This window comes from Cupriavidus sp. WGlv3, from assembly GCF_023952475.1.
GTDB classification, from domain to species: domain Bacteria; phylum Pseudomonadota; class Gammaproteobacteria; order Burkholderiales; family Burkholderiaceae; genus Cupriavidus; species Cupriavidus phytorum.
Window position 1 is genome coordinate 1 of record NZ_JALHRX010000049.1, and the last position, 8,947, is coordinate 8,947.

Here is an 8,947-nt window from a genome sequence, read left to right on the forward strand (position 1 = left end):
GACGTAACAGCGAGAGCTGAAATCCCTGGCATGCCCGGGGTACGCTACACAGCAGGGATTGACATTCCCGAATTCACTGAAGCGGCTTTCGAGGCACTGAGACGAGAACGGGATTACCTTGCGCGGCAGGGACACAAAGGCCCGATGCCACCGGCGGTGTTCGTCGCGATTTCTGGTGGTGGCGACAATGGTGCATTTGCCGCTGGCCTTCTGAATGCGTGGACCGCAACTGGGACGCGACCGGAGTTCAAGCTCGTCACCGGCATCAGTACCGGGGCCCTGATAGCCCCTTTCGCTTTCCTCGGGCCGAAGTACGACGGGACTCTGAAAGAGGTCTACACGACAATTTCCCCGAAAGACGTCTTGGAACCGCGTAGCTTTCTGGCAGGCGTGCTGAGCGATGGCATGGCGGATAATGCGCCGTTGCTAAGGCTGACGCGAAAATCCGTGACGGAGGCCTTCCTGAAAGAGATTGCAGCGGAGTACGCAAAAGGTCGCATGCTGTTGGTCGCCACTGCCGACCTTGATGCAAGGCGCGCAATCATCTGGGACATGGGTAAGATCGCAAGCTATGGTGGCCCCAAGGCATTAGATCTGTTCGTAAAGGTCATGGTGGCGTCAGCTTCGATCCCGGGCGGCTTCCCACCGATGATGGTCGACGTCGTAGTCGACGGAAAGCCCTATCAAGAAATGCACGTTGACGGGGGAATCGTCGCACAGGTATTCGCTTATCCGGCTGGGATACGCATCAACGACGAGGCGGCGTCGGTCGGAGTCAAGCGGGAGCGCAAACTCTATGTGATCCGCAACGCCAGACTCGATGCGGATTGGGCGCAAGTTGAGCGCTCCACAATGAGCATTGCCTCTCGCGCGGTCGCTTCGTTGATTCAAAGCCAGGGTATCGGCGACCTTTACCGCATTTATGCGACTGCAGAGCGTGATGGTGTTGATTTCAATCTTGCCTTCATCCCGGCGAGTTTCAAGGCGCCCCACAAGGAAGAGTTCGACACCGATTACATGCGAGCGCTCTATGACACTGGCTATAACATGGCGTCGAAGGGTTACCCTTGGGCTAAGGCCCCGCCTGGGTTCGCCTTGCCGGCCGCTATAACGAAATAGCCCTCAGATGTCGGATTCCCTGCCGATTGCATTATGGCTAGCACCTGATGCGGCCCAACCTTTATTCTGACGAATGATGTCCGCATCCCATTCGTCCTTGTCGCCGGTCATGTGCCAATATGGAATGGTAGCGAGGGATGATCAATTTTCACAGAGGCTGCGTAAGTCTGCTCGACACGAGCATGCGAATGCGGCCTGGCAGTAGAGCAGAGCGTCATCCTGACCAAGCAAGGAGGAGTGTGAAAATGGTCGAATCGAAAAACGGACGTTGGAGCCAGACCGGCAGGGTGCTGGCCGTGGCCGGTCTTCTGGCGCTATCGGGCGCTGCCCCGGCAACCGAGCAGTCGCAGCAGCGTCAACAAGGCAGAGACGCAAACCAGGCAGCCAAACAGCAGGCGCGTTCGGGAAAGGTCGACTGCCGGGCTGAAAATCAGAAGAGCAACGCTGAGTGCCGGCAGGACAAGCGCGACACGAAGCAGGAGGGCCGTCAGGAAAAGCGGGACACCAAGTACTAAAGAGCCGTATCGGTCGACCGCCGTGCCCGCCAGCAGCGTAGCTGTCCTGCGACGCCAATGCCGTGGGCTGAGCCGGGACTAGCGGTCTCCCTAAAGCGGTTGCGGTTGCCGTTGCCTTGCAGGTCGGGGGCGTTTCTTATCTTAGTATCGATTCGGTGCATGCGGGACCACCGCGGGCGGAAGATACGGCTCGAATTCTCCCGCTCCATCATCCTCTGCGGCTAAAAAGAATCCGTAGCGCCTTCAGTTCCAGATCGGATCTTCCTTCTGCATCTGGTCCTTGGTTTTCTTCATCCAGTAGGCACCGATCTGGCGCTCGGTGACGTAACCCTGCTTTTTCACGTCGATCTTGTCGAAGTTTTCGTAGACCTTTGGCATTCCCGCCTGAGCCTCGTCACGAGTCAGCTTGCCATTATGGTTGGCATCGGCCGCCTTGAAGCGCTCGGCGATAAAAGCCTTGGCCTGGGCCGTAGTCGGGGGCGCTGCGGGAACGTCGGATGGCGCCGCACCCGGTTGCGATCCCTGGGGTGTCTGGGCGGCCGCGCCTATCGAAGTCAGTGCCATCAGGACTGCGAAACCAAATGCGGGCAATTTGCATGCGGACATGTCGTTCTCCTCGATACGTTATGTGTGTTTGGACTTCAGACACCAAAACGACTTCTGATCAAACTCCTGTGAGCCTTGGCTCACCAGCATTCTAGGCGCTCCGCACCGGGAGCGCTTCACTGGCGACTGTTGCAACCGGCCGACACTGTTTTTCCGTTTCGAGCGTTTCCAGTCATCGAATGTTGGCGGAGAGCGTATTACGCTCCTATGCTCGAACAGGTTGCCTGGCAGCATGCCGTAAGGTCAGCCATGCAGCGACTGAAGCCGTGGTTGAACCACCAACAAAAAAGAACGAGAGGAGAGCGGGCATGGCACTGAAAAGAATGGCCTTGATGTCATTGCTTGGATGGCCACTGGCAACCGTTGCGCAGTCAAGCGTCACGCTGTACGGCGTGATCGACGCCAACGTGGAATACGTCAACCACGCCGGCGTCGTGCCGACGGCCGCCAATGGTTTTAATCCGGGACCGGCCAACGATGCCTACCGTCTGACTTCGGGAGGGCTATCCGGCTCCCGCTGGGGCCTGCGCGGCAACGAAGACCTGGGTGGCGGCATCAAGGCCCTCTTCGTGCTGGAAAGCGGCTTCGGCATCGACAACGGCTTGTCGCAGCAAAGCGGCCGTCTGTTCGGCCGCCAGGCATACGTGGGCGTCCAAAGCAGCCGTCTTGGCATGGTCAGCCTTGGCCGGCAATACACCTCGATGTTCGAGGCCCTGGCCAACTTCTCTCCGACCGCCTATGCCACGCAGTATGAGCCGGTCGTCATGCAATCCGGCCCCAATTACCGCGCGGACAACACCGTCAAGTACACCGGGAAGTTCGGGGGACTGACGGCGCTCGCGCACTGGTCCTTCGGCGTCGGGGTGGCCTTGCCCGCCTCGGTAGGATTCCCCATTCCGATCGGCGGCAATGGCGAAGTCCCGGGGCAGTTCCGGCGCGACACCGCCTATGGCGGGGCGCTGGCTTACACGTTCGGCCCGTTCGCCGCGACCGCGGGCTATGACCAGTGGAATCCCACCATCGGCACCGGCACCGGCACCATCAAGAAAGCCGCGGTAGGCGCCAGCTATGCCTTCGGCCCGGCCAAGATCATGGGCGGCTACCGTTGGGGCCAGAACAGGAATGCGGCCGATGCCCTGATCCAGCGCGATGACTTCTACTGGGTCGGCGCCAACTATCAGGTCACGCCGGCGCTGGCACTCACGCTCGAGTACAACTACGACGATCTCAAGAACCTTTACGGCAATACAAGCGTGGCCAATCCGTGGCAGATCTCCTTCGTGGCCGACTACTCGCTGTCCAAGCGTACCGATGTCTACGTGACCACTGCCTATGCCAAGAACGCCGGCTTGATGCTTGACTCGCTCGCGACCGTCTTTGCCAACAGTCTGTCGCTGGGTAACAGCTATGTGCTGGGCAACGGGCAGAGCAATATGTTCGGCGTCGCCTTGGGTATCCGGCACAAATTCTGAGCCGACCCGCAATCGTCGCCTAGTTCCTGCACGCATTGCGTCGCAGCCTTCTGGAGGGCCACGTGTTAATCCGAAGCACAATCGTCTCTGCCTGCGTGGTGACCATGCTGGTTTCCGCATGCTCGACCACGCCGATAGCCGCAAGTCAGGCGGCGCCAGCACCTTCCGAGCGGCTTAGCGGATTGCAAACGCCGCCACCCGGCGAGTTTGCAACGCTGGTCGTGACCCGGGACCAAGGGTTCTACGGCAGCGCTTGCGATACCGTCCTGTCAGTCGATGGGAAGGAAGTTGGCCGACTCAGATCCGGTGAGGTGGCGCGGTTCTACGCCAAACCGGGGGCGATCATTCTTGGCGCCCAGACTTCGGCCATGTGTCTCGGTGGCTTGAAGGAGAGGGAGATAAGGCTCACTCCAGCTGCGACGGTCCGTTACCGGATTTCCATCGATTCGAGTGGCGGCCTGGATTGCGGCGATCTTTTCTCCGGCGATGAAGGGGTACCATCGTTCAATGTACGATCGGAGTTGGTCATTGAGCATAGCTGTCCGGATTTGTAGCAGGTTGTGCGCGAACCGGGGCCGCCAAGCCATCTGCTGCCGTTTCACGAATCGCTTGCTGGCCACCTGGTTGACGGCAGACTCGACGAACCCTGATGCAATGGGCTCCTCATGCCGATAGCGGTCACCGTAGTTCACTACGATGCAGCTCCGACTGTTGTCCAGGTAGACGATGAACTCCTCCAGTTTGTCAACGAGCTTGGCCTCTTCGGCGCTGGCCTCAGTACCAGATCCCAGCCCAGGCTTTCCAGTCGGCGTAATCTGGATAGAGGCAGCCATGCCATGAGTGCTACTTGGCGCCCCGCAGCGCCTTTACCAGAGTCCGCGCGCACGCGCCCGTCCCGCACGCCTCTTGATTCTTCGTTCGGCTGAGTGTGCAATGCCGAGCATGACCCTGAGCCATGCCTAAGGAGGATTCTGTGAAGAAGGGCGTTCTGATCTGTTGCGCCGCCGCCTCGGTCGGGTTCGCGGGCCTGCCTGCGATGGCGAAGGATGGTGTCGCGATCACGCTGCCGGACCAGCGGGTGGCTGTGCTGTCCGAGGGCGATCTGGAAGCGGCCTCGATGGGCAGCTACAGCGTCGCCGTGTTCAAGGATGCGCAGCTCCTGCATTTCGACGCCGGCGCGGTATTCTCGCGCAATGGCACCATCTTTCGAGATGACGGTAAGCTGCGCGCGAAGTTCGCCGACATCACCGGCGACGGCATCCAGGCGCTGGTTCTCTCCAAGCTCACCGCCGGCTCGGGAAAATACCTGGAAGTGGATGCGTTGCGGATCGACGCCGGCAGCGTACGCCTTCTCACGCGCGTCCAAACCGATACCCATCACGATGAGATCGCCGAGCTGAAGGCGGCGTGCCGGCGGGGCGCGTGCTCGCCCAAGTAGCGCGCCGAGCAGCGGGGCGCGGTCTCCTCAGTGGCGACCGCGCCATCGACCCGCGCTGGGGCTGGGACGTGGGTGACGGCGGACATTGCACGAAAGCTGCGATAAGGTTCGATAACTAGCCCGTATCACTCGTATGACGCCGCCTCGCGCTTGTCTATTGCGCAACCTCCCACGGGGGGGTCCCATGCGTCTGCACCTTTCCTCTGCTGTGCACACAGCACCGTGCGTTTGTGCATAAAAAAGCACAAGTTCTTACGCGCGCACGTTGCTAAAAATCCTCTTCGCTGAGTTTTCACCGTTTCGGATATTACGAATTCGATTATTTCGAATTATCATACCGTCACACGTACGATCCGGGGACTTCCATGCACGCAACCATCACTAACACGACGCTGCCTTCGGCAGACGAAAGCGCTATCGCTCGGGAATCGAGCCGTAGCCTGGCGGTGGCACTGGACAGCCGATCCGATACGCAGCAATTCGATTTCAAGACTGACAAGGGCGAGTTGCATAGTGTCACATTGCCCACCTCTGCTCTGAGGCTTCTCGTCGAGGTTCTCGCCGAAATCGGCCAAGGGAACGCCGTCTCCATCATTCCAATTCACGCCGAGCTGACGACGCAAGAGGCGGCGGACCTGCTTAACGTCTCTCGCCCATACTTGGTTCAACTTCTGGAGAAGGGCGAGATTCCGTTCCGTAAAGTCAACACGCATCGGCGCGTCCTCTACCAGGACGTTGTCAGCTACAAGCAGCGCATTGATGACGAGCGACGCAAGGCACTAGACGAACTCGCAGCGCAGGCCCAAGAGTTGGACATGGGCTATTGAGCATGACCTCCAACTTCGCTGTCGTCTACGATGCTTGCGTTCTCTATCCTGCTCCGCTGCGCGATCTGCTGATGCGGCTCGCGCTGACCGACCTGTACCGTGCAAAATGGACGAATCAAATTCATGACGAGTGGGTTCGCAACCTCCTCGCGCGGCGGCCGGAGCTTTCCGCGGATCGTCTTGCAGGCACGCGCGAACTGATGAACCGAAGCGTTCGCGATTCGCTAGTTTTCGGCTATGAACACCTTATTGAGTCCATTGAGTTGCCTGACCCTGACGATCGACATGTGGTCGCGGCCGCAATTCATAGCGGCTCGGAGGCAATCATCACCTTCAATATGAAGGACTTTCCGGAAGCAGCGCTCAAGGAGTTCAACGTCGAAGCGATCCACCCGGACGATTTCGTCGTGGACCTCTTTGATCTGAATGCAGGGAAGGTCCTAGCGGCAGTGGCGGACCACCGTGCATCTCTGAAGAATCCACCGAAGTCTCCTTCGGAGTATTTGACCACCCTTTCGGCGCAAGGCCTGACGCAAACGGTGTTGATCCTAACGCAGTACAGTTTGGCAATCTGAATCCCCGTGCAGGTAGCCAGTCCGTCCCGGCGACCGATGCTCGGCCCCCAGACGTCGTGGCAAGCCGGCGACGATCATATACGTATACGGCAGGGCAGATGCCTCAGCAAGAAGATGCTGCACCGGGCTTGGAACAAGGTCGTGCAAGCCGGCGACGGCTTTCACCCCGGAAAGTCTGTCACGGCACATTCGACATAACGCCCGTAAGCCGCAATTTGCCGGGACATGGCTCACCGCGGCCTTCGGCTTTCCCTTTCTCAGGCCGCCATGACGGCTCGCCAAAGCACCATCGCGCCAATGTTCACGACGACAGTGCCCCAGAACATCGCCTGAAACGCCCGCTTGCGATTCTTGTGTCGCAGCAGGTGCTGGGCGGCGAGCGCGCCCGGCCAACCGCCGCAGAGCGCCAGCAGGTGCAGGGTGGTCTCAGGCGTGCGCCACGTATTCCGGCTGGCCCGCGTCTTGTCGTCGCCATAGGCGAAGAACGTGATGAGGCTCGTCACGAGGCTGACCAGGCCGGCCTGGTGTGGAAAATAACCCATCAGGGCGCCGCCGGCGATGAGGCCCAACGCCGCGAGACCCGCGAACACCGGCCAAAGACTCGTGTCCGACCGCGCCTTCGTTGCGCCGACGATGGCAACGTTCAAGGCTTGTGGCCTGCCGTCCCGGCCTTTGCCGAGTTCGAAGCTCACGCGGTCGCCAGACGTTGGCGTCACGGCACGCGTTTGTAGGGCGGTGATGTGAAAAAACACATCCGTGTCCGCGTGGACGTTGATAAAACCAAAGCCCTTGTCTGCATGCCACGTCTTGACCCGACCTGCTTTTCTCATGGTTTTTGTGTGATGTTGCGCGAAGGATGCAGTTTAAGGGATGCCGTCAAGCGAAACTATGGCGGGAGTTCGCGAAGTTACCGGGTAGGGGCTGGCGGCTCTGCCACCCGTAGTCGGTGGGGTGTTGGCTCGTTGCAACCCGTTGTGCGTGTCAGATCGGGTAGATTTGCCGGTAGGGGGATGGCGCGGGCTGCAGTGGATAACAACAACAGGTAGAGAAATGGGTCGCAGAAGGAAGGAGCCGTCGCTTAGCGAGATATTGATCGATGCGCCGTGGTGGGTATCTGCAGCGCTCGCAGTGGGTGCCTACATCGTGTTGCGCGGGGTCGTCCCAGCGATATTCGGATCGAGCCCATTGTTGACGGGCATTGCGGTGTTAAGCCAGTCGTTAGCTTGGATGCCTGCCGCCATGTTCGGCTTTCTGGGTGTGCTGTCATACATCCGTGCGCGGCGTAGGGAAAGGGCAGGGCAGCAAGAAATCCCCGTGAGGGCTCGGAGTTCTCGCACGAGTCGATCGTCGTCGCGGTGGAAGTCATCCCAATCCTCCGGTGAATCCATGGGGTCCAGGGAGGACGTCGGCCCGCCGCCGCGGACAGCCGCCTTAGCGGAAAAGCCGGAAATCAATAGCTGGACGCTCGATGCCCTCCAGCAGCTGGAGTGGAAGCGATTTGAGCTGCTTTGTGTTGGGTACTACGAGGCGATGGGATTCACCGTCAAGACCGTGCCCCACGGTCCCGATGGCGGCATCGACGCAACCTTGTACAAGGCTGGCCGGGATGGTCCCGTGGCCGTGGTCCAATGCAAGGCATGGCGCAAGCCGGTGAAGGTGGAGCAGGTCCGCGCGCTTGCCGGTGTCATGCACGAACACAAGGTGCGTCGGGGCGTTTTCTGGTCGTTGTCTGGCTATGTCGGGCGACCGGTGCAGGAGTCGGCGGAGCGAGCCGGCATTCAATTGCTTGATGGTGCGGGTATTGTCGAACGGATACGCGCCCTCGATCAGTACAAGCAAGCGACGCTGCTGAAGCAGGCGTTTCGGGGGGACTATCGCACGCCGACATGCGCGGCCTGCGGAATCAAGATGGTCGAGCGGAAGGGACCAGCTGGTGCATTCTGGGGTTGCCTGAACTATCCCGGTTGCAGGGTCAAGCTCTCCCGCAACGTCTAAGAACCGGCTGGATAATCATCGCGCTTTCAGGCAAAGGTCACTCTCAGGTAAGGCTGGCTGTTCGGCAGGCTGGAGCGCCGGTTTTCTGCATTGATACTGACACTCTCCTTTAAGCGAGTCATGCCTCGTGAATCGCCCAGAGCGCGGCAAGAACCTGGCACTTTCTATCCGGTGGGCTCTTTCCGACCCTTCTCCGACGTTTGCCAGCGGGCTACCGAATGGCTGCGACGGCGGAGAACGGTCATCTGCTCAAGTGTTGGAAGCAATCGGGTGATAAAAGGAGGGACGGATTCACTGCGAGCGAGCCAGATCAGTGATGGCATCGCGGCTGCAAGCGATTTCACGTAGCCGGTACTTCTGAATCTTTCCGGTTCCGGTTTTGGGTAGCGGCCCATAAACA

At 59.8% G+C, this 8,947-nt stretch carries 9 protein-coding genes and 1 pseudogene; 7 read left to right on the forward strand and 3 right to left on the reverse strand.

The annotated features are described in order from the left end of the window. Positions 1–1,119: patatin-like phospholipase family protein (locus MKD38_RS29830; protein ID WP_240987415.1), on the forward strand; the 1,119-nt coding region annotated here is incomplete at its 5' end. Positions 1,120–1,364: 245 nt separating this feature from the next. Then, positions 1,365–1,634 carry a hypothetical protein gene (locus MKD38_RS29835; protein ID WP_012354448.1) on the forward strand — a complete coding sequence of 90 codons (270 nt, stop codon included), beginning with the start codon at positions 1,365–1,367 and terminating at the stop codon, positions 1,632–1,634. A 243-nt stretch (positions 1,635–1,877) separates the two neighbouring features. Here the strand turns inward: MKD38_RS29835 and MKD38_RS29840 are convergent, their stop codons facing one another. Beyond that, the gene (locus MKD38_RS29840; RefSeq protein WP_012354450.1) at positions 1,878–2,240 is read right to left on the reverse strand and encodes a CREC-EF hand family protein; all 363 of its coding nucleotides are present in this window, start codon (positions 2,238–2,240) and stop codon (positions 1,878–1,880) included. Positions 2,241–2,548: 308 nt separating this feature from the next. On the opposite strand from MKD38_RS29840, the gene MKD38_RS29845 reads away from it, so the two are divergent. Beyond that, complete coding sequence (locus MKD38_RS29845; RefSeq protein WP_012354452.1) at positions 2,549–3,712, forward strand: porin; 1,164 nt, start codon at positions 2,549–2,551, stop codon at positions 3,710–3,712. Between the two features lie 467 nt (positions 3,713–4,179). Here MKD38_RS29845 and MKD38_RS29850 read toward each other — a convergent pair. Next, positions 4,180–4,555 (reverse strand): annotated as a pseudogene (locus MKD38_RS29850) (ISKra4-like element ISBte1 family transposase); the annotation flags it as partial. Positions 4,556–4,685: 130 nt separating this feature from the next. On the opposite strand from MKD38_RS29850, the gene MKD38_RS29855 reads away from it, so the two are divergent. From MKD38_RS29855 to MKD38_RS29865, 3 genes are all read left to right on the forward strand, one after another. Continuing rightward, the gene (locus MKD38_RS29855) at positions 4,686–5,150 is read left to right on the forward strand and encodes a PliI family lysozyme inhibitor of I-type lysozyme (RefSeq protein WP_018003707.1); all 465 of its coding nucleotides are present in this window, start codon (positions 4,686–4,688) and stop codon (positions 5,148–5,150) included. A gap of 365 nt (positions 5,151–5,515) precedes the next feature. Then, on the forward strand, positions 5,516–5,977 hold the full coding sequence (locus MKD38_RS29860; protein WP_012354456.1) for an excisionase family DNA-binding protein: 462 nt from the start codon (positions 5,516–5,518) through the stop codon (positions 5,975–5,977). 2 nt (positions 5,978–5,979) lie between these two features. Then, a complete protein-coding gene (locus MKD38_RS29865) occupies positions 5,980–6,552 on the forward strand; it encodes a PIN domain-containing protein (RefSeq protein ID WP_018003706.1) in 573 nt (190 codons plus the stop codon). 257 nt (positions 6,553–6,809) lie between these two features. Here the strand turns inward: MKD38_RS29865 and MKD38_RS29870 are convergent, their stop codons facing one another. Then, entirely contained in the window at positions 6,810–7,382 is a 573-nt protein-coding gene (locus MKD38_RS29870) for a DUF1294 domain-containing protein (RefSeq protein ID WP_012354459.1), read from the reverse strand. A 556-nt stretch (positions 7,383–7,938) separates the two neighbouring features. Here MKD38_RS29870 and MKD38_RS29875 point away from each other — a divergent pair. Then, positions 7,939–8,547 carry a restriction endonuclease gene (locus MKD38_RS29875; RefSeq protein ID WP_018003705.1) on the forward strand — a complete coding sequence of 203 codons (609 nt, stop codon included), beginning with the start codon at positions 7,939–7,941 and terminating at the stop codon, positions 8,545–8,547. Positions 8,548–8,947 lie beyond the last annotated feature (400 nt).

Bases quoted from the DNA above. Each gene is read 5' to 3' on its own strand.
- MKD38_RS29835 (WP_012354448.1), top strand. From the start codon at position 1,365: ATGGTCGAATCGAAAAACGGACGTTGGAGCCAGACCGGCAGGGTGCTG.
- MKD38_RS29840 (WP_012354450.1), bottom strand. From the start codon at position 2,240: ATGTCCGCATGCAAATTGCCCGCATTTGGTTTCGCAGTCCTGATGGCA.
- MKD38_RS29845 (WP_012354452.1), top strand. From the start codon at position 2,549: ATGGCACTGAAAAGAATGGCCTTGATGTCATTGCTTGGATGGCCACTG.
- MKD38_RS29860 (WP_012354456.1), top strand. From the start codon at position 5,516: ATGCACGCAACCATCACTAACACGACGCTGCCTTCGGCAGACGAAAGC.
- MKD38_RS29865 (WP_018003706.1), top strand. From the start codon at position 5,980: ATGACCTCCAACTTCGCTGTCGTCTACGATGCTTGCGTTCTCTATCCT.
- MKD38_RS29870 (WP_012354459.1), bottom strand. From the start codon at position 7,382: ATGAGAAAAGCAGGTCGGGTCAAGACGTGGCATGCAGACAAGGGCTTT.
- MKD38_RS29875 (WP_018003705.1), top strand. From the start codon at position 7,939: ATGGGGTCCAGGGAGGACGTCGGCCCGCCGCCGCGGACAGCCGCCTTA.